Raw genomic sequence first — 19,230 nt, forward strand, 5'->3', positions numbered from 1 at the left:
AAAAGGTAAGCGCCTGAAGTTATTGCGTTTCCATTACATCCTTATGACGGAATCAGTCGATTCCGGTGAAAAGATGGCACTTTGATTCGGTGCATGCGCGGCATGCACACGATTGCGTCCAGCGTGCTTGGCGCGGTACAGCGCTTCGTCGGCCTGGGCGGCCATCATCAGGCTGTCGGAATCATCGCACAGCTCCACCAGCCCGGCGCTGAAGGTGCACCACAAATCCTGCGGCTTGGCCGGGTAGTGGATTTCGGCGAAGCGCTCGCGAATTTCATCCAGCACTTTGCTGGCCGATTCCAGGTCGGTGTCGGGCATCACGATGGCAAACTCTTCACCGCCGTAGCGCCCGATGTAGTCGGTCTTGCGCAGGCGCTGCTTGAGAAACAGCGCCAGGCTCTTGATCACGCGGTCGCCCATGGGGTGGCCGTGGCTGTCGTTGACCCGTTTGAAGTGGTCGATGTCGAGCATGGCAAAACTCAGCGGCTTGTTCTCGCGGCGCGCGCGGAAGCTGCAGTCTTCGAGCAATTGCAGGATATGGGTGTGGTTGTACAGCCCGGTCAGGCTGTCGCGCACCATCCTCGCCTTGAGGTTACGGGCGCGGGCGGCGCGGTTGCGCACGGTGGTGATCAGGTGGCGCGGCTTGATCGGCTTGGTGAGAAAGTCGTCGCCGCCTTCGCTCATGGCGTCCAGCTGCTTGTCCAGGTCGTCTTCGGCCGACAGGTAGATGATCGGCACGCTCACGTAGCGGTCGTTGTGGCGGATGACCTTGGCCAGTTCGGTGCCGGTGCAGGCGGGCATGTACATGTCGAGGATGATCAGGTCGGGCTGGAAATCGGCCAGCTCGGCCATGGCCTGGATCGGCTCGATCAGCGTGCGGGTGACGATGCCGGCGCTGTTGAGCAGCCGCTCGGTGTGCAGCGCCTGGGCCCGCGAGTCGTCGATGATCAACACTTTATAGGGCTCGTACTGGGCGACGCAGGTGAGCACCTCGATCTTTTCCAGCAGGCTCGATGCTTCGAGGGTGCCGGTAAGGAATTCCTGGCCGCCGGCACGCACCGCCGCCAGGCGCGTCGGGGTGTCGGTTTCATGCAGGCTGAAAAACAGCAGCGGCAGTTTCTGCTCCAGTCCCTCCTGGGCTTCGGCGGCGAGCTTGAGGCCCAGGCCTGCGCCGCAGAAGTCCACGTCCATCACCAGCGCCGATGGCAGGCGCTCGGCCATGGACGAGCGAAACGCCGCCACGCTGTCCAGGGATTGCGCGCTCAGGCCAAAGAATTCCAGCTGCTTGGCCAGGCGTTCAGCGCGGTCGTGATCGGCCAGCATCACGTAGATCGGCTTGCGCATCGGCGGCAGGAACGTCTGCTCCAGTTGGTCGCCCTGGCGCAGGCCGGTGCGCGACAGGCGCTGCATCAGGCGGTTGAGATCGGTGATCAGGTGGCTGCTCAGGCGGCCGCGATTTTCGTCCACCGCTTTCAGCGATTCACCGATATGCCGCGCCAACTGGCAGTGCTCGGGCTGTTCGAAGCGCTCGGCAAAGCGCAGCAGGCGCAGGGTGGCCTCGCTGAGTTCGCAAAAGTCAGCCTCGGACCATTCGCTGCGTTGCAGGCGCTGCCAGATCTCGAGAATTTGACGCGCCTGATGAATTACCCGCTGGGCAAAATGCTGCTTGAGGCGTTCACGGCTGGGGTCTTCTGACTCGGTCATATCCTGACTACTAGTTAGGCTGCATGCTGAGGTCGACTGATGGCGCTATGCTAGCACCTCTTTCGGTCGGATGAGTGTTGTATGTCAATAAACTGCGCGCCGCTGATATTCAGTCACGGTCCTGCTCGTCGCGTCGCGCAAAAAAAAGCGTGCATCCTTTATAGTCGACTGCCCGGCAACCGCCAGTTTGCGCAAAGCCTGCGCACTGACGGGCACGATGGGTTAGGGTTGTGGTCGGAATATTTGAACGCACGCCGCCTTTTGAAGTGCATGAACTCAAGTGATTGAAAGGATATCGCCATGCTGGACTGGAAAAACCGCGCAGGCAGTGCCAAAGGCCCCGCCCCTGAGCCCAAGTCGACCCAACGCGGCTATTTGCGCAGCGTACTGATGAGCCGCGCCGTGCTCGCTGTGCTCGGCTTGTACCTATTGGTCACCGGTGCCCTGGGCTGGTATTGGAGCGAAGAGCCTGCGCTGTTTCCGGTGCAGCAGAATGCCCAGCTTGCCGCCGAGCAGGAAGGCAAGCAGATGGTGATCGGTTACACCACCGTCGAAACCCTCAAGACCGTTGTCGGCACCTTGCTGAACAAGCCAGGTGGCTACATTTCCAACGACCGCTTCCCGCCCGGCCTGTGGATGGACAACATGCCGAGCTGGGAATACGGCGTGCTGGTGCAGGTGCGTGACCTGACCCGTGCCCTGCGTAAGGATTTTGCCCGTTCCCAGTCGCAATCGGCCGAAGACGCTGACCTGGCCAAGGCCGAGCCGCGCTTCAACTTTGACAACAAGAGCTGGGTGCTGCCCTCCAGCGAGTCGGAATACCAGCAAGGCATCAACTCCCTGAGCCGCTACGAAGCGCGTCTGTCCGACCCGAACCAGCGCGGCGCGCTGTTTTATGCGCGTGCCGACAACCTCAACAACTGGCTGGGCGATGTTGCTACGCGCCTGGGCTCGCTGTCGCAACGCCTGTCGGCCAGCGTGGGCCGGGTGAAACTCAACACCGCGCTGAAAACCGAGGCGCTGGCGCCAGGTGAAGTGCCGCAGGTCGACGAAGAAGTGGTGGAAACCCCATGGATGCAGATCGATAACGTGTTCTACGAAGCGCGCGGCCAGGCCTGGGCCCTGTCCCACCTGCTGCGTGCCATCGAAGTCGATTTTGCCGACGTGCTGGCCAAGAAAAACGCCACCGTCAGCGTGCGCCAGATCATTCGTGAGCTGGAGGCCTCGCAGGAACCGGTGTGGAGTCCGATGATTCTTAACGGCAGTGGCTTCGGGGTACTGGCGAATCATTCGCTGGTGATGGCCAACTATATTTCCCGAGCAAACGCTGCAGTGATCGATTTGCGTCAGCTCCTCAATCAGGGTTGATGATGGACGCTATTCAAAAAGAGGCCGCACACCGAGCGGCCTCGGATGCTGAATTGATCTGCTGGGTGGACGAGCAGGACAACCTGCTCGGCCACCTTGTACGTTCCGACCTTCGCCAGCGCGGCCTGATCGGCCGTTGCACCTTCATCTTTCTGTTCAATGCCAAAGGCGAGCTGTGTGTGCATCGGCGCACCCTCAGCAAGGCGCTGTATCCCGGGTTCTGGGACACGGCAGCCGGCGGCATGGTGGCGGCAGGGGAGAGCTACGCCGTGTCGGCGGCCCGCGAGCTTGCAGAAGAGCTTGGGGTGAGCGGGGTCGAACTGGTCGAACATGACCACTTCTATTTCGAAGACGGCGACAGCCGCCTGTGGTGCACATCCTATTCCGCCATATGGGACGGACCGCTGTTGCTGCAGCCCGAAGAGGTCATGGAAGCGCGCTTTCTGCCCCTGGAAGCCGTGCTCGCAGAGGCTGAGCAAAAGCCTTACTGCCCGGACGCCCAGGAGGGCTTGCGACGCTATCTGGCTTCACGTCGCTAAAGCGGCATGAATTGGCGCCATTTGGCCCTTAGCAAGCTGCGTTTTTGCCGTTACACTGCGCGCCTTTTCACCCGAACCGCCTTGGCGATTCGGTAGCGCTGCCCCTGCCTGAGTGGGGCTTCGCGGTCGATATTCGCCCTGTGCTAACGTCGATCAGTCTCCATCCTCCCAAGAGGATTGCCGGTGGCCAAAAAAGCCGCATCCTTCGCCGCCCTCGGTGGCCTGGTATTTTCCACCGACGCAGGTCGACACTGCCCGGACTGTCGCCAGCCCGTGGACGCCTGCCTCTGCAAACAAACCCTGATCCCCGAAGGTGACGGCATTGCCCGCGTGCGCCGCGAAAGCAAAGGCCGTGGCGGCAAGACGGTGACCACCATCACCGGCGTGCCCCTGGCCGAAGACGCGCTCAAGGAGCTGGCCACCACGCTGAAAAAGCGCTGTGGCACCGGCGGCGCATTGAAGGACGGGGTCATCGAGATCCAGGGCGATCACGTCGAACTGCTGTTGGCCGAGCTGATCAAGCTCGGTTACAAGGCCAGGAAGTCCGGCGGCTGAAGGCCGCTTGCCAACCTGTGTCTAAACTCTGCCCCGCAGGCGAGGTCTCACCTGCTTACAGGCAAATCGTCATTTTCATTCTTTAGACTGCGCCAGCCTCCGCTTGAGGTGGCGCTTTCGCCTTCATTTATAGGGGACTTCGATGTCCGTACGACGCACACGCAAAGACGATGGCAGCCAATGGACCGTTGCGGACAGCCGCAGCGTTTACGGGATTCGCCATTGGGGGGCCGGGTATTTCGCGATCAATGAAGCCGGTCGCGTCGAAGTCCGTCCGAACGGCCCGAACAGCACCCCCGTCGACCTCTACGAGCAGGTCGACCAACTGCGCAAAAGCGGCCTGTCGCTGCCGTTGCTGGTGCGCTTCCCCGATATTCTGCAAGACCGCGTGCGCCAGCTCACCGGTGCCTTCGATGCGAACATCGAGCGCCTGGAATACCAGAGCAAATACACCGCGCTGTACCCGATCAAGGTGAACCAGCAGGAAGCGGTGATCGAAAACATCATCGCTACCCAGAATGTGTCCATCGGCCTGGAAGCCGGTTCCAAGCCGGAGCTGCTGGCCGTGCTGGCCCTGGCGCCAAAAGGCGGCACCATCGTCTGCAACGGCTACAAGGACCGCGAGTTCATCCGCCTGGCGCTGATGGGCCAGAAGCTCGGTCACAACGTGTTTATCGTGATCGAGAAAGAATCCGAAGTTGAGCTGGTGATCGAAGAGGCCGCGTCGCTGAAGGTCAAGCCACAGGTGGGCCTGCGCGTGCGCCTGTCGTCCCTGGCGTCGAGCAAGTGGGCGGACACCGGTGGCGAGAAGTCCAAGTTCGGTCTGTCGGCGGCGCAATTGCTGTCGGTGGTCGAGCGCTTCCGCGCGGCCGGCCTGGACCAGGGCATCCGCCTGCTGCACTTTCACATGGGCTCGCAGATCGCCAACCTGGCCGACTACCAGCACGGGTTCAAGGAAGCCATTCGTTACTACGGCGAACTGCGCAACCTCGGCCTGCCGGTGGACCACATCGACGTTGGCGGTGGCCTGGGCGTGGACTACGACGGTACCCACTCGCGCAACGCCAGCTCCATCAACTACGACATGGATGACTACGCCGGCGTGGTGGTGGGCATGCTCAAGGAGTTCTGCGACGCGCAGAGCCTGCCGCACCCGAACATCTTCTCCGAAAGCGGCCGCTCGCTGACCGCCCACCACGCCATGCTGGTGGTGCAGGTCACCGACGTCGAGAAACACAACGACGAAATCCCGACCATCGAAAACAAGGAAAGCCTGCCGGAAACCGTGCAATGGCTGGTGGACCTGCTGGGGCCGACCGACATCGAGATGGTCACCGAGACCTACTGGCGCGCCACCCACTACATGAGCGACGTGGCCACCCAGTACGCCGACGGCAAACTGACCCTGGCCGAAAAAGCCCTGGCCGAACAATGCTACTTCGCCGTGTGCCGCCGCCTGCACAACTCGCTCAAGGCGCGTCAGCGTTCCCACCGCCAGGTGCTGGACGAACTCAACGACAAGCTGGCCGACAAGTACATCTGCAACTTCTCGGTCTTCCAGAGCCTGCCGGACACCTGGGCCATCGGCCAGGTGCTGCCGATCCTGCCGTTGCACCGCCTCGACGAAGAGCCGCTGCGCCGCGCGGTGCTGCAGGACCTGACCTGCGACTCCGACGGCAAGATCAAGCAGTACGTCGACGAGCAGAGCATCGAGACCAGCCTGCCGGTGCACGCCCTCAACGAAGGCGAAGACTACCTGCTGGGTATCTTCCTGGTGGGCGCATACCAGGAAATTCTTGGCGACATGCACAACCTGTTCGGTGACACCGACTCGGTGAACATCTACCAGCGCGAAGACGGTTCGGTGTACAGCGCCGGCATCGAGACCCACGACACCATCGAAGACATGCTGCGTTATGTGCATTTGTCGCCGGAGGAGTTGATGACCCACTACCGCGACAAGTGCGCGAGCGCGAAGATCTCCGCGTCGGAACGCACGCAGTTCCTGGACGCGTTGCGTTTGGGCCTGACGCGCTCTTCGTACCTGTCCTCGTAACCCATGCGGCAGGGGGCTTGCTCCCGATTGCGGTTTGTCAGTTGATGCATGTGTTGACTGACACACTGCCATCGGGAGCAAGCCCCCTCTCACATTTGAAGCACTGCTGATCCTGAAATTTTGTGGGGGCTGAGCAATGTCGCGCAAATGGCTGCAAATGTTCACCCTGGCGATGGCTGCCTTCATGGCCGCCTGCTCGCCCATCAAAGTGCTCAACGCACTCACGCCCTCCAGCACCTTCACCAAAACACCCGCAATCGCCTATGGCAGCGACCCCCGGCAGAAGCTCGATGTCTACCGGCCACTCCCGGCCGTCTCGAATGCCCCCGTGGTGGTGTTTTTCTACGGTGGCAGCTGGAACAGTGGTTCCAGAGAAGATTACGGTTTTGTCGGCGAAGCCCTGGCTTCGCGCGGCATTGTGGTGGTGATTGCCGATTACCGGCTTTACCCGCAGGTGCGTTACCCCGCGTTTCTTCAGGACGGCGCCAAGGCAGTGGCCTGGGCCGTTCAGCACAGCGCGGACTACGGCGCCGACCCTAGGCGCCTCTACGTGATGGGCCACAGCTCCGGCGCCTACAACGCTTCGATGCTGGCGCTGGATGCACGCTGGCTGAAAGAGGTGGGACTGGCGCCGTCGGTATTCAAAGGCTGGATTGGCCTGGCCGGGCCTTATGACTTTCTGCCGATTGAAAATCCGGACGTGAAACCGGTGTTTTTCTTCCCTGATTCACCGCCGGATTCGCAGCCGATCAACCATGTCAGCGCTGCGGCGCCGCCCAGCCTGTTGATTGCTTCCAACGATGACAACCTGGTCAATCCCACGCGCAATACCGGTGGGCTGGCTGAACGACTGGCGGCGGCAGGCGTGCCGGTGCAGACGTTCTACTTCGGTCGCACCAACCACCAGACGCTGGTGGCGGCCCTGTCCAAACCCCTGCGTTGGCTGGCGCCGGTGCTGGAGCGCGTCACGGCATTCATCCAAGCCAGCGATCCTGTCGATTCAAGCGCCAGGCAATTGCCCACAAGGTAAGGCTGCGCACGGCCATGAACAGCAGGAAGCTGATCCACAGGCCGTGGTTGCCGTAACCCTGCAACAGCCAGGCGATGGGCAGCAGGATCAACACCGTCAGCAGCATGCCGTTGCGCATCTCCCGCGCGCGGGTGGCGCCGATAAACAGCCCGTCGAGTACGTAACTCCACACCGCAATCAGCGGCAGCACGGCCAGATAGGGCAGGTAGCGGTCGGCGGTGTCGCGCACGCTGGGGATGTCGGTCTGCATGGCGATAAACAGATGGCCGGCGAAGGTGAACAGCAGGGCGAACCCGACGCTGGCGATCAGTGACCAGCCGCAGGCGACGATCAGTGAGCGGCGCAGGGCCTGGCGGTCGTGGGCGCCGATGGCGTGACCGCACAGGGCTTCCACCGCGTGGGCCAGGCCGTCCAGCGCGTGGGCAGTCAGCAACAGGCCGTTGAGCAGCAGCGCATTGGCCGCCACCGTGGCATCGCCCAAGCGCGCGCCTTGCACGGTGATCATGAAAAACACCGACTGCAAGGCCAGGCTGCGGATAAAAATATCGCGGTTGACCGCCAGCAGCGGCCGCCAGTTCTGCCACACCTTGAGCGCGGCCCAGGCGATCTGTCCGGGGTAGGCGCGCAGGGCTTTTTGCGTCAGGGCCAGGCCCAGCAGGGCGCCGGTCCATTCGGCGATCACCGACGCGCGGGCGGAGCCGACCACGCCCCAATCCAGGCCGAGCACGAACCACAGGTTGAGTGCGATGTTCACCAGGTTGGTGGTCAGCAGAATCGCCAGCGGTGCACGGGCGTTCTGCGTGCCGAGAAACCAGCCGACCAGGGCGTAGCTGGCCAGCGCGGCAGGCAGGCCGAACAGGCGGGTGTGGAAAAACTCGCGGGTGAGCTGGCCCAGTTCGGGCGAGGGCTGCATCCATTCCAGCGCCAGATGGCTGAGGGGGATGCCCACGGTGCCGAGCAGCATCGCCAGGCCCAGCGCCAGCAGCAGACCCTGCAGCAGAATTTGCCGCAACGCCGCGCCGTCATTGCGCCCGGCAGCCTGGGCGGCAAAGCCGGTGGAGCCCATGCGCAGAAAGCCCATGGCCCAGGCGAGGAAGGTATACAGCGTGGCCCCGACCGCGACGGCGCCCAACTGATGGGCGTGAGGCAAGTGGCCGATGACCATGCTGTCCACCAGCGCCACCAGCGGCACGGAAATATTCGAAAGAATCATCGGCGCCGCCAGCGCCCAGACACGGCGATGAGTGGGGCGGTCGCGCCAGTCGTTCAGTAAGGTCGGCATGGGGACTCCTTCGGGGAGCGGCATTGTAACCTCGTATTAACCACACCAAGGAACCAATGTGGGAGGCAGTGTCGCGCAGCAAACAGAGTCTCTGTGGCAAGCCCTAATGCCGTTCAGTTAAGGAAAATGTGTGGGCTTATTGTGGCGAGCGGGCTTGCCCCGCGTTGGGGTGCGAAGCGCCCCCAATCGAGCAAAACGCGGTGTACCTGATACGGCTCAGCGCCTGGCTTTGGGGCTGCTGCGCAGCCCAACGCAGGACAAGCCTGCTCGCCACAGGGAATCTGCGCTTGACTGAACGGCATTATGGCAAGCCCGCTCGCCACAGGAGTGGGGTTGCCTGACGTTTCAGGTTTTAAAATCAACCCGTTATTTTGTGTTTGATAAAAGGTCTCTCCACCTTTTGATCTCCAGCGGCAGTCTCGCTACGGCTGATATATAGTTCACACCCGGTTCCCTCTCACTACGAGTGCCCCATGCTTAACAAAGGATTGTTCCTGGCCTGTGCGCTGGCCCTGCTGAGCGCCTGCGATTCCTCCGATAAACCGGCTGCACCGTCTGCGCCCAGCGCGGCGGCGGTGCCCAAGTCGGCCAAGGTGGCGCCGGATGTGGCGGCGTTGAAGCAACGCTACGCCGGGCGCGAGTTGAGCGTGGTGGACGTGTCCGAAGTACAGCTGGACGGGGCCAGTACCTTGTCGGTGAGCTTTTCCATCCCGTTGGATCCGGACCAGAAATTCGCCGACAAGCTGCATCTGGTCGACAGCAAGTCCGGCAAGGTCGATGGCGCCTGGGAGCTGTCCGACAACCTCATGGAACTGCGCCTGCGTCATCTTGAGCCGCAGCGCAAACTGGTGCTCACCGTCGACCCCGGTGTGAAGGCGGTGAACAACAATCTGCTGCCCGCCGAATACACCGCGCGCCTGGAAACCCGTGACCTGCAGGCCACCGTCGGCTTCGCCAGCCGCGGCACCCTGTTGCCCACGCGTCTGGCCGAAGGTTTGCCGGTGATCGCGCTGAATGTCGACAAGATCGATGTGGAGTTCTTCCGCATCAAGCCCGAATCCCTGCCCACGTTCCTGGCGCAATGGGGGCGCAACACCAGCCTGCAAAGCTATGAATCCCAGGAACTGCTGCCCCTGGCCGACCTGGTCTACGGCGGCCGCTTCGACCTGAACCCGGCGCGCAACACCCGTGAAACCCTGTTGTTGCCGATCGCCGGGCTCAAGCAATTGCAGCAGCCAGGCGTGTACCTGGCGGTGATGCGCGCGTCGGGCACCTACAACTATTCGCAACCGGCCACGCTGTTCACCTTGAGTGATATCGGCCTGTCGGTGCACCGCTACGCCAATCGCCTGGATGTGTTCACCCAGGCGCTGGAAGGCGGCAAGGCGCTGGAGGGCGTCGAGCTTGAAGTGCTGGACGCCGAGGGCCGCGTATTGGGCCAGGGCAAGACCGAACAGGGCGGCCACGCCGAGTTGCCGCTGCCGAAAAAGGCCCAGGTGCTGCTGGCCAAACAGGGCGAGCAAACCAGCCTGTTGCGTCTGGACAGTGCGGCGTTGGACCTGGCCGAATTCGATATCGGCGGGCAACCGTCACACCCGTTGCAGTTTTTTGTGTTTGGCCCGCGCGACCTGTATCGCCCCGGCGAAACCGTGCTGCTCAATGCCCTGCTGCGCGACAAGGACGGCAACGCCGTCAAGCCGCAGCCGGTGAGCGTCGAGGTGCGCCGCCCGGACGAACAGGTGAGCCGCAAATTCGTGTGGGAGGCCGATGCCTCTGGCCTCTATCAATACCCCTTGCAACTGGCCGGCGAAGCGCCGACCGGGCGCTGGCAACTGGTGTTCGACCTGGGCGACGGCAAACCGCAGTTGTATGAATTTCTCGTCGAGGATTTCCTGCCCGAGCGGTTGGCGCTGGAACTCAAGGGCAGCGACACCGCGCTGAGCCCGGCGGACAACCCGGTCATCCAGGTAAATGGGCGCTACCTGTACGGCGCCCCGGCGTCGGGCAATCGGGTCAGCGGCCAGGTCTACGTGCGCCCGCTGCGCGAAGCGGTCAAGTCGCTGCCGGGTTACCAGTTCGGCTCGGTCACCGAAGAAGAGCTGAGCCAGGATTTCGAGCTGGACGAAAGCGTGCTCGACGCCAAGGGCCAGCAGGCGTTGACCCTGGAAAGCAAATGGGCCGAGGCCAAATCACCGCTGCAGCTGATCGTGCAGGCCAGCCTGCAGGAGTCCGGCGGACGCCCGATCACCCGGCGTCTGGTGCAGCCGATCTGGCCGGCCGAGCAGCTGCCGGGCCTGCGCGGGCTGTTTGACGGCAAGGAAACCAATGGTGACGGCCCGGCGGAATTCGAAGTGCTGGTGGCCAACCAGGCGGGGCAGAAACTTGCCGCGCAGAACCTCAAGGTGCGCCTGGTGCGCGAGCGTCGTGACTACTACTGGAACTACTCCGACAACGACGGCTGGAGCTATCACTTCAACGAAAAATTCCTCAACCTCGACGAGCAGACCCTCAATATCAAGGCCGGCGATACCGCCAGGGTCAGCTTCCAGGTGGAGTGGGGCCCTTACCGCGTCGAGGTTGAAGACCCGCAGACCGGGCTGGTCAGCAGCCTGCGGTTCTGGGCCGGCTACCAGGCCCAGGACAACACTGAAGGCGGCGCCGTGCGGCCGGATCAGGTCAAGCTGGCGCTGGATAAACCCGCCTATGGCGACGGCGACACCGCCAACGTCACGGTGACGCCGCCGGCGGCCGGTAAGGGCTACCTGCTGGTGGAATCCGCCGAAGGGCCGTTGTGGTGGCAGGAAATCGACGTGCCGGCCGAAGGCAAAAGCTTCGCCGTTAAACTCGACCCGACATGGGCGCGGCATGACCTGTACGTCAGCGCCCTGGTGGTTCGTCCCGGCGAGCGCAAGGCCAATATCACCCCCAAGCGCGCCGTGGGCTTGCTGCACCTGCCGCTGGATCGCACCCAGCGCAAACTCGGCCTGACCCTCACCGCGCCGGAAAAAATGCGGCCCAAACAACCGCTGACGGTGAAGATCGCCGCCAAAAATGCCGACGGCAGCGTACCCAGGCAGGTGCATGTGCTGCTGGCGGCGGTGGACGTGGGCATCCTCAATATCACCGAATACCCGACGCCCGACCCGTACTCCAGCCTGTTCGGCCGCAAGGCCTACGGGGTCGATCAGTTCGACATCTACGGCCAGTTGATCGAAGCCGGGCAGGGCCGTCTGGCCAGCCTGGCGTTCGGTGGCGACGCCGCGCTGGCCAAGGGCGGCAAGCGCCCGGACACCAGCGTGACCATCGTCGCCCTGCAAAGCGCGCCGGTCACCTTGAACGAGCAGGGTGAGGGCGAAGTCAGCGTCAATATCCCCGACTTCAACGGCGAACTGCGCCTGATGGCCCAGGCCTGGAGCGATGACCGCTACGGCATGGCCGAGGGCAAGACGGTGATCGCCGCACCGCTGATCGCTGAACTGTCGGCGCCACGCTTTCTGGCCGGTGGCGACCAGACCAGCCTGGCGCTGGACCTGTCCAACCTGTCAGGCAAGGCGCAGAAACTGGAAGTGCAGTTGAGCGCCGAAGGGCAACTGGAGCTGGTCAATGGCGGTGCGCAAACCGTCGAGTTGAAACAGGGCCAGCGCACCACGTTGCGCATTCCGGTGAAAGCCTGGGGCGGCCTGGGGCAGGGCAAGGTCAAGGTGAGCGTCAATGGCCTGGACTTGCCGGGCGAAAACCTGCCGCCGTTCAGCCGCGAATGGACCCTGGGCGTGCGCCCGGCCTACCCGGCGTTGCTCAAACACTACCGCGCGGTGCTCAAGGACCAGCCGTGGAGCCTGCCGGCGGGCGCGCTGGATCAGTTCGATGCCTCCGGGCGTGAGGCGCTGTTGAGCCTGTCGAGCCGGCCGCCGTTGAACCTGGGCGCGCAAATCGCGGCGCTCAAGGCGTATCCCTACGGTTGCCTGGAGCAAACCGCCAGCGGCTTGTATCCCTCGCTGTATGCCGATGAGGCGTTGCTCAAACGCCTGAGCATCAAGGGCGAACCGGACGCCGAGCGCAAGCGCAAGATCGAGCTGGGCATCGAGCGTCTGCTGGGCATGCAGCGCTATAACGGCAGCTTTGGCCTGTGGGGCGCCGATGGCGAGGAGGAATACTGGCTGACCGCCTACGTCACCGACTTCCTGCTGCGCGCCCGCGACCAGGGTTTTGCCGTGCCGCCTGACGCCTTGAAAAAAGCCAGTGAGCGCCTGCTGCGCTATGTGCAGGAGCGCAACCTGATCGAGGTGGACTACAGCGACAACGCCGAACACACCCGCTTTGCCGTACAGGCTTACGCCGGCATGGTGCTGGCGCGCAGTCAACAGGCGCCGTTGGGCGCATTGCGCAGCATTTTCGAGCGACGCAGCGACGCGCGTTCCGGGTTGCCGCTGGTGCAATTGTCCATCGCGTTGCAGAAGATGGGTGACCAGCCGCGTGCCGATCAGGCATTGCAGGCAGGGCTCGCCGCCCAGCGCGGCGCCAAGGAATGGCTGGCCGACTACGGCAGCCCGCTGCGCGATCAGGCGATGATCCTGGCGTTGCTGGAGGAAAATGACTTGGCCAAGGGTACGCGTGAAGAGCGCCTGTTCAGCTTGTCGGACCAGTTGGCGGCCAGTCCGTACCTGTCGACCCAGGAGCGCAATTCACTGTTCCTGGCCGGGCGGCTCGGGTTTGCCCAGCCCGAGGCGAACTGGCAGGTCGCCTTGACCGGCAGCGGCGGTGCGCAGGCACTGAACAACCAGCACTCGACTGTGCAACTGGATGACAAGTCGCTGTCGGGCGACCTCAGCCTGAGCAACGGGGGTGAAACGCCGGTGTATCAGCAACTGACGATTTCGGGTTATCCACAAGTGCCACCGGCGCCGGGCGGCGACAACCTGAGTATCCACCGCGAATACCTGGGCATGAACGGGCAGCCGTTGAACCTGCGTAACCTCAACAGCGGCGACCTGGTGCTGGTGCACTTGACGGTCGGTGCCAAACAGCGCGTGCCGGATGCGCTGGTGGTGGACCTGCTGCCGGCCGGCCTGGAGCTGGAAAACCAGAACCTGGCGCAAAGCGCCGCCAGCCTTGAGAACGCCAGCAGCCAGGTGAAGGAATGGCGCGAGTCGATGCAGAACGCATCGCTCAAACATCAGGAGTTCCGCGATGACCGCTATGTGGCGGCGCTGAACCTGGACGGCTACGGCGCCACGCACCTGCTGTACCTGGCGCGTGCGGTCACCCCGGGCACCTACCGTGTGCCGCCGCCGCAGGTGGAGTCGATGTACCGGCCGAACTGGCAGGCGGTGGGCGAGACCCCGGCAGACATGGTGATCAAGGGCCGCTGACGGCCCGATGTGTAAGGGGGCAAATGTGGGAGGGAGCCAGCGCTCTCCCACAGGGGATCAGTGCACCACCCAGCTGAGCAACCACAACCCCAGCATCAGCCAGATGATCCCCATGATGATCGAGGCGCGCATGAACGCACGTACCGCCGAGTACAGCAGCATCAGGCCGATGATCAGGGTGATGATGCTGATGATCGAGGTGTCCATGCCCAGGGTGCGCGACAGGCCTTCGACAAAGTTGCCGCCGGCATGGGTCAACGCCCCGAACAGGCCGCTGAGGCCGTCGACGATAAACCGGATCACCGAACCCAGTGCCTGGCCCAACCATTCGAAGAAGCTTTCTACCTGCATGTGTGTGTCCTGATGAGAAGGTGGGCGTGTGTGTGCCTTTGGTTGCCGATAACGCGGGCTAGTTCCCTGCAAGCATAGAGGTTTGGCGGTTTGAGTTTTCGATTAATCATGCAATTCAACGTGGGAGGGGGCTTGCTCCCGATAGCGGTGTGTCAGCGGTGAATAAGTTGGCTGGAAGGTCGCCATCGGGAGCAAGCCCCCTCCCACAGGTGCTGCGCTGGGCCTTTGCGATTGTGTTGTTGGTGATAGCGCTGCTATGGCTGGCCGACCGCCTCTGGCCCTTGCCGCTGCCCCGCGATGACCTCGCCCGTGTGGTGCTGGCCGAGGATGGCACGCCCTTGTGGCGCTTTGCCGATGCCAACGGTGTATGGCGTTACCCCGTACAAACCGGTGAAGTCTCACCGTATTACCTCGATGCACTGCTCACCTACGAAGACCGCTGGTTCTACGAGCACCCCGGCGTAAACCCGCTGGCACTGGTGCGCGCCACCTGGCAGAACCTTACCGGCGCACGGGTGGTGTCGGGCGGCAGCACCCTGTCGATGCAGGTGGCGCGCCTGCTCGACCCGCATTCGCGCACCTGGCACGGCAAGTTGCGTCAGCTGTGGCGCACCGCGCAGCTGGAGTGGCACCTGTCCAAGGAGCAGATTCTTAACCTCTATCTCAACCGCGCGCCGTTCGGCGGTACCTTGCAGGGAGTGGCGGCGGCCAGTTGGGCGTACCTGGGCAAGTCTCCGGCGCAGCTCACCCGTGCCGAAGCCGCCTTGCTCGCGGTATTGCCCCAGGCGCCCAGCCGCCTGCGCCCGGACCGCCACCCGCAGCGTGCCCAGCAGGCCCGGGACAAAGTGCTGCGCCGCCTCGCCGAGTTTCAGGTGTGGCCGCAGGCGGCGGTCGATGAGGCCCTGGAAGAACCGCTGCTGCTGGCGCCGCGCCTGGAACCGAGCCTGGCGCCGTTGCTCGCGCGTCGCCTTAACCGCCCGGACAGCCCGCCGCTGATCCGCACCACGCTGGATGCCACCCTGCAGCGCCGTCTCGAAGACCTGTTGCTGGGCTGGCGCGCGCGCCTGCCCGAGCACACCTCGGCCGCGATTCTGGTGGTGGAGGAAGAAACCATGGCCGTGCGCGCTTACCTGGGCTCGGTGGACATCAACGACGCCAGGCGCTTCGGCCATGTGGACATGATCAGCGCCCTGCGCTCGCCCGGCTCGACCTTGAAACCGTTTTTGTACGGCATGGCCCTGGACGAGGGGCTGATTCATTCCGAATCGCTGTTGCAGGACGTGCCCCGGCGCTATGGCGATTATCGACCGGGCAATTTTTCCATGGGCTTTACCGGCGCGGTGCCGGCCAGTACCGCGCTGTCCAGTTCGTTGAATCTGCCGGCGGTGCAGTTGCTGGAAGCCTACGGGCCCAAGCGGTTTGCCGCGCAGATGCGCATCGGCGGCGTGCCCCTGGCATTGCCGGCGCTGGCCGAGCCAAACCTGGCGCTGATCCTCGGCGGGGCTGGCAGTCGCCTTGAGGATTTAGTGAGTGGCTACAGTGCGTTTGCCCGCGACGGCAAAAGCGCGACCCTCCGTTTGCAGCCGGACGACGTCTTGCGCGAGCGTCCGTTGCTGTCGCCGGGGGCCGCCTGGATTGTGCGGCGCATCCTCAGCGGCCAGGCGCGGCCCGACCGTGACCCGCGTGCCGAGCTGGTGCAACGCCCGACGCTGGCCTGGAAGACTGGCACCAGCTATGGCTTTCGCGATGCCTGGGCGATTGGCGTGGGGCCGCGCTATCTGATCGGCGTGTGGATCGGCCGGCCGGACGGCACGCCGGTGCCGGGGCAGTTCGGCCTGGCGTCGGCGGCGCCGTTGATGTTGCAGGTGCACGATGTGCTGGCCAACCGCGACAGCCAGCGCGGCATCAGTGCGCCGGTCAAGCCGGTGCCGGCCAATGTCGGGGTCGCGGCGATCTGCTGGCCGCTGGGCCAGCCCATGAGCCGCAGCGACCCCAATTGTCGGCGCCAGCGCTTTGCCTGGACGCTTGACAACACCACGCCGCCGACCCTGCAGGCGCTGGATCAGCCGCTGAGCGTGGGCCTCAAGGAAACTGTGTGGGTCAACGCCAAGGGCTTGCGCGTCGACGCCCATTGCCCCGGCGCGGTTGCCCGGGACATTGCCCTGTGGCCCGCGCCGCTGGAACCGTGGCTGCCGAAGGTGGAGCGCCGTGAAGCGCGGATTCCGGCGGCGGACCCGGATTGCCCGCCGCCGGCACTGGCGGCGGCGTCGCCGTTGTCGATTGTCGGCGTGCGCGAAGGTGACCAGCTGCGCCTGCCGGCCGCCAGCCAGCAGGCGCTGCGCCTGAAGCTATCGGCGCTGGGGGGCAGTGGTCGGCGCTGGTGGTTCCTCAACGGCGCGCCGCTGGGGGACAGTGCCAACCAGGACAGCATCAATGCCAGCTTTGATCGGCTCGGGCGTTATCAGCTCAGTGTGCTGGATGAGGCCGGGCAGACGGCCAGGATTGAGTTCAGCGTTGTTGATTAAGGCCTCATCGGGAGCAAGCCCCCTCCCACATTGTGTGGTGTGAATACCTTCAACTGTGGGAGGGGGCTTGCTCCCGATAGTGTCCTGAAGGCCAGCGCAGGCTATTCACTTGCCTTCAAGCCCCATCCCCCTGAAGCTATACCCCTTCAGGAGCCCAGCATGAACCTCGAACACCTCACCGAACGCCTGCACCGCATCCGCGATACCAACGACTGGAAGCAGTTCCACAGCCCGAAAAACCTGGCCATGGCTGCCAGTGTGGAAATGGCCGAGCTGGTGGAAATCTTCCAATGGCTCAGCGAAGACCAGTCGCGCCAGCTACCGCCGGAAAAGCTCGCCCATGCCGGGCAGGAAGTCGGCGATATCGTGTTGTACCTGCTGCTGCTGTGCAGCGAACTGGGCCTGGACATGGACGCGGTGGTGCGCGCCAAGCTGGCCGACAGCGAACGGCGGTTTGCCCATGAGTGACCGCCACTTCGACCAATTGGCCACGCGCTTCGCCGAGAAGATCTACGGCGGCGCCAAAGGCGCCATCCGCCTGGCGGTGCTCCAGGCCGACCTCGCCGAGGCCTTGCCGCAGCGCCCATTGCGGGTGCTGGACATCGGCGCGGGGCTGGGCCACATGTCGCTGTGGCTGGCCGAACGCGGCCACACGGTGACGCTGGCCGAACCCGCCGCGCCAATGCTCGACGGCGCGCGCCAGCGTTTCGCCGAGGCCGGGCAGAGCGCAACCTTCATTCATGCGCCCTGGCAGGATCTGCCCGGCCAGCTCACCGAGCGCTACGACCTGGTGCTGTGCCACGCCGTGCTGGAGTGGCTGGCCGAACCTCACGCGATCCTGCCGGTGCTGCACCAGTTGACCGTGCCGGGTGGCTGGCTGTCGCTGGCGTTCTACAATCGCGATGCGCTGATCTACCGCAACCTGCTCAAGGGCCACTTTCGCAAGATGCGCAACAATGACATGGCCGGTGAGAAGCAGAGCCTCACCCCCCAGCAACCCCTCGATCCACGGGAACTGGCGGCGCAACTCGCCGGCGCGTGGCAGGTCGAAAGCCAAAGCGGTGTCAGAGTGTTTCACGATTACATGCCGGTGGAATTCCAGGCCCGCGCCCAGTTGCAGGACCTGGTCGAGATGGAGCTCGCTCATCGTCGTCACCCAGCCTTTGCCGGACTTGGGCGCTATTTGCACTGGATGTGCCGTCCGGTTTAAGCACGCCAGTGTGCGGAGGTCCAAATGCGTCGTCTCGGTTTGATCCTGTTATCCCTGGGGTTGGGCGCCTGTTCCAGCCCCAACCCTTACGTGGCCAGTTCGGCGCCGATGCCGCCGGCACCTGCGCAGGCGGCCAACGTGTTCGATGCCAGCGCGTATCCGGCGCCCGTGCGCGACTACGGCGCCTACCGCAATTGGGCCTGGCGCAACGGCCAGCTCCCGGCGGGCAGTGCCTGGGCGGATTCGGCGCAGATTGCCGAGGCGGTCAGCGGTGCGCTGGACCAGCGTGGCTTGCGCCCGCTGCATGATAACCGTGCGCCGGACCTGTTGGTCAGCGCCGACGTGCACACGGAAAGGCGCCTGCGGCAGGTGCGCGATGATTATGAATACGGCGGGGGTTACGGCGGCGGCTACGGCGGTTACAACCGCTATGGCAATCGCTACGGCATGTACAACTCGGCACCGCTGGTGCGCACCTATGAAGTGCAGGTGGTTGTGGTGCGGGTCGACCTGTTCGACGCGCGCAGCGGCCAGCCGGTGTGGAGTGCCAGCGCGGAGACCGGCAGCTCGGGCAGCCTGGGCGAGCGCGCCGATGCGTTGCGCCAGGCGGTGCAAAAGGCGCTGACGGCGTATCCTCCGCATTAACGCTAGGGTCTGGGAGAATCACCATGTTTGGACGTATCGCTGTGCTTGCCGTTGTCCTGCTGCTGGGCGGTTGCCAGAGCGGCCAGGTCAACCACGATTTTGACGCCAGCCGAGACTTCGGCGCCTACCGCAGCTGGGCCTGGAAAGACCCGGCCCTGCAATACAGCCCGGATGATCCGCGCATCAAGAGCGACCTCACCGAACAGCGCATCCGCCAGGCCGTGGGCGAGCAACTGGACCAGCGCGGCCTGCGCGCTGCCGCGCCAGGCGCGCGGGCCGACCTGCGTGTGCAGGCCTACCTGATCGTCGAAGATCGCCAGCAACAAGTCACCACTAATTACGGCGGCCCGTGGGGCAACCCGTGGAACGGCTACTGGGGCGCGCCGATGTACAACGAAACGCGCAACCTCACCTACAAGGTGGCGACCCTGCAGATCGATCTGCTCGACGGCAAGGACGGCAAGCTGGTGTGGCGCGGCAGCGACGAGCAACTGATGGCCAGCTCGCCCAACCCGCAGGATCGCGACAAAGCCATACGCACCACGGTGGCGCGAATCCTCTCCAGCTACCCGCCCCGTTAAAGACACCCCAGCTCC

General features: G+C 64.0%; 14 protein-coding genes. 11 read left to right on the forward strand and 3 right to left on the reverse strand.

Translation table 11 applies throughout. From position 1 onward, the window contains the following. Positions 1–33: 33 nt before the first annotated feature. Entirely contained in the window at positions 34–1,704 is a 1,671-nt protein-coding gene (locus tag JOE32_RS20340) for a PleD family two-component system response regulator (RefSeq protein ID WP_209988104.1), read from the reverse strand. A 300-nt stretch (positions 1,705–2,004) separates the two neighbouring features. Here JOE32_RS20340 and JOE32_RS20345 point away from each other — a divergent pair, with 300 nt between their 5' ends. The 5 genes from JOE32_RS20345 to JOE32_RS20365 all read left to right on the forward strand — a co-directional run bounded on the left by JOE32_RS20345 (position 2,005) and on the right by JOE32_RS20365 (position 7,252). Further along, positions 2,005–3,072, forward strand: a complete 1,068-nt coding sequence (locus JOE32_RS20345; protein WP_209988107.1) for a DUF2333 family protein — start codon at positions 2,005–2,007, stop codon at positions 3,070–3,072. A 2-nt stretch (positions 3,073–3,074) separates the two neighbouring features. Beyond that, entirely contained in the window at positions 3,075–3,611 is a 537-nt protein-coding gene (locus JOE32_RS20350) for an NUDIX hydrolase (protein WP_209988110.1), read from the forward strand. 183 nt (positions 3,612–3,794) lie between these two features. Continuing rightward, positions 3,795–4,166 (forward strand): translation initiation factor Sui1, encoded by a 372-nt coding sequence (locus JOE32_RS20355; RefSeq protein ID WP_209988113.1) that lies wholly within the window; start codon positions 3,795–3,797, stop codon positions 4,164–4,166. A gap of 142 nt (positions 4,167–4,308) precedes the next feature. Further along, positions 4,309–6,222, forward strand: coding sequence for an arginine decarboxylase (gene speA, locus JOE32_RS20360; protein WP_003233168.1), 1,914 nt, complete (start codon positions 4,309–4,311; stop codon positions 6,220–6,222). A gap of 136 nt (positions 6,223–6,358) precedes the next feature. Beyond that, positions 6,359–7,252: an alpha/beta hydrolase gene (locus tag JOE32_RS20365; RefSeq protein WP_209988116.1), complete on the forward strand. Its 894-nt coding sequence runs from the start codon at positions 6,359–6,361 to the stop codon at positions 7,250–7,252. On the opposite strand, the gene JOE32_RS20370 is transcribed toward JOE32_RS20365, so the two are convergent. Then, positions 7,197–8,534, reverse strand: a complete 1,338-nt coding sequence (locus JOE32_RS20370) for an MATE family efflux transporter (protein ID WP_209988119.1) — start codon at positions 8,532–8,534, stop codon at positions 7,197–7,199. The two genes, JOE32_RS20365 and JOE32_RS20370, sit on opposite strands and share 56 nt — an antisense overlap. 473 nt (positions 8,535–9,007) lie before the next feature. Here JOE32_RS20370 and JOE32_RS20375 point away from each other — a divergent pair, with 473 nt between their 5' ends. Continuing rightward, positions 9,008–13,903 carry an alpha-2-macroglobulin gene (locus tag JOE32_RS20375; RefSeq protein WP_209988122.1) on the forward strand — a complete coding sequence of 1,632 codons (4,896 nt, stop codon included), beginning with the start codon at positions 9,008–9,010 and terminating at the stop codon, positions 13,901–13,903. A 57-nt stretch (positions 13,904–13,960) separates the two neighbouring features. On the opposite strand, the gene JOE32_RS20380 is transcribed toward JOE32_RS20375, so the two are convergent. Then, a complete protein-coding gene (locus tag JOE32_RS20380; protein ID WP_003233162.1) occupies positions 13,961–14,254 on the reverse strand; it encodes a hypothetical protein in 294 nt (97 codons plus the stop codon). 209 nt (positions 14,255–14,463) lie between these two features. Here JOE32_RS20380 and pbpC point away from each other — a divergent pair, with 209 nt between their 5' ends. The 5 genes from pbpC (at position 14,464) to JOE32_RS20405 (ending at position 19,215) form a co-directional block, all read left to right on the forward strand. Continuing rightward, the gene (gene pbpC / locus JOE32_RS20385; protein ID WP_209988125.1) at positions 14,464–16,779 is read left to right on the forward strand and encodes a peptidoglycan glycosyltransferase PbpC; all 2,316 of its coding nucleotides are present in this window, start codon (positions 14,464–14,466) and stop codon (positions 16,777–16,779) included. 159 nt (positions 16,780–16,938) lie between these two features. Beyond that, on the forward strand, positions 16,939–17,247 hold the full coding sequence (locus tag JOE32_RS20390) for a MazG-like family protein (protein ID WP_003233158.1): 309 nt from the start codon (positions 16,939–16,941) through the stop codon (positions 17,245–17,247). Next, positions 17,240–17,989, forward strand: coding sequence for a methyltransferase domain-containing protein (locus JOE32_RS20395; RefSeq protein WP_209988128.1), 750 nt, complete (start codon positions 17,240–17,242; stop codon positions 17,987–17,989). The genes JOE32_RS20390 and JOE32_RS20395 overlap by 8 nt, the downstream gene beginning before the upstream one ends. A gap of 24 nt (positions 17,990–18,013) precedes the next feature. Continuing rightward, positions 18,014–18,634: a DUF4136 domain-containing protein gene (locus JOE32_RS20400; RefSeq protein WP_209988130.1), complete on the forward strand. Its 621-nt coding sequence runs from the start codon at positions 18,014–18,016 to the stop codon at positions 18,632–18,634. A 23-nt stretch (positions 18,635–18,657) separates the two neighbouring features. After that, the gene (locus JOE32_RS20405) at positions 18,658–19,215 is read left to right on the forward strand and encodes a DUF4136 domain-containing protein (protein ID WP_209988133.1); all 558 of its coding nucleotides are present in this window, start codon (positions 18,658–18,660) and stop codon (positions 19,213–19,215) included. Positions 19,216–19,230: the final 15 nt, after the last annotated feature.

Source organism: Pseudomonas sp. PvP025 (assembly GCF_017832155.1).
Lineage (GTDB): Bacteria > Pseudomonadota > Gammaproteobacteria > Pseudomonadales > Pseudomonadaceae > Aquipseudomonas.

Bases quoted from the DNA above. Each gene is read 5' to 3' on its own strand.
- JOE32_RS20340 (WP_209988104.1), bottom strand. From the start codon at position 1,704: ATGACCGAGTCAGAAGACCCCAGCCGTGAACGCCTCAAGCAGCATTTT.
- JOE32_RS20345 (WP_209988107.1), top strand. From the start codon at position 2,005: ATGCTGGACTGGAAAAACCGCGCAGGCAGTGCCAAAGGCCCCGCCCCT.
- JOE32_RS20350 (WP_209988110.1), top strand. From the start codon at position 3,075: ATGGACGCTATTCAAAAAGAGGCCGCACACCGAGCGGCCTCGGATGCT.
- speA (WP_003233168.1), top strand. From the start codon at position 4,309: ATGTCCGTACGACGCACACGCAAAGACGATGGCAGCCAATGGACCGTT.
- JOE32_RS20365 (WP_209988116.1), top strand. From the start codon at position 6,359: ATGTCGCGCAAATGGCTGCAAATGTTCACCCTGGCGATGGCTGCCTTC.
- JOE32_RS20370 (WP_209988119.1), bottom strand. From the start codon at position 8,534: ATGCCGACCTTACTGAACGACTGGCGCGACCGCCCCACTCATCGCCGT.
- JOE32_RS20375 (WP_209988122.1), top strand. From the start codon at position 9,008: ATGCTTAACAAAGGATTGTTCCTGGCCTGTGCGCTGGCCCTGCTGAGC.
- JOE32_RS20380 (WP_003233162.1), bottom strand. From the start codon at position 14,254: ATGCAGGTAGAAAGCTTCTTCGAATGGTTGGGCCAGGCACTGGGTTCG.
- JOE32_RS20390 (WP_003233158.1), top strand. From the start codon at position 16,939: ATGAACCTCGAACACCTCACCGAACGCCTGCACCGCATCCGCGATACC.
- JOE32_RS20395 (WP_209988128.1), top strand. From the start codon at position 17,240: ATGAGTGACCGCCACTTCGACCAATTGGCCACGCGCTTCGCCGAGAAG.
- JOE32_RS20400 (WP_209988130.1), top strand. From the start codon at position 18,014: ATGCGTCGTCTCGGTTTGATCCTGTTATCCCTGGGGTTGGGCGCCTGT.
- JOE32_RS20405 (WP_209988133.1), top strand. From the start codon at position 18,658: ATGTTTGGACGTATCGCTGTGCTTGCCGTTGTCCTGCTGCTGGGCGGT.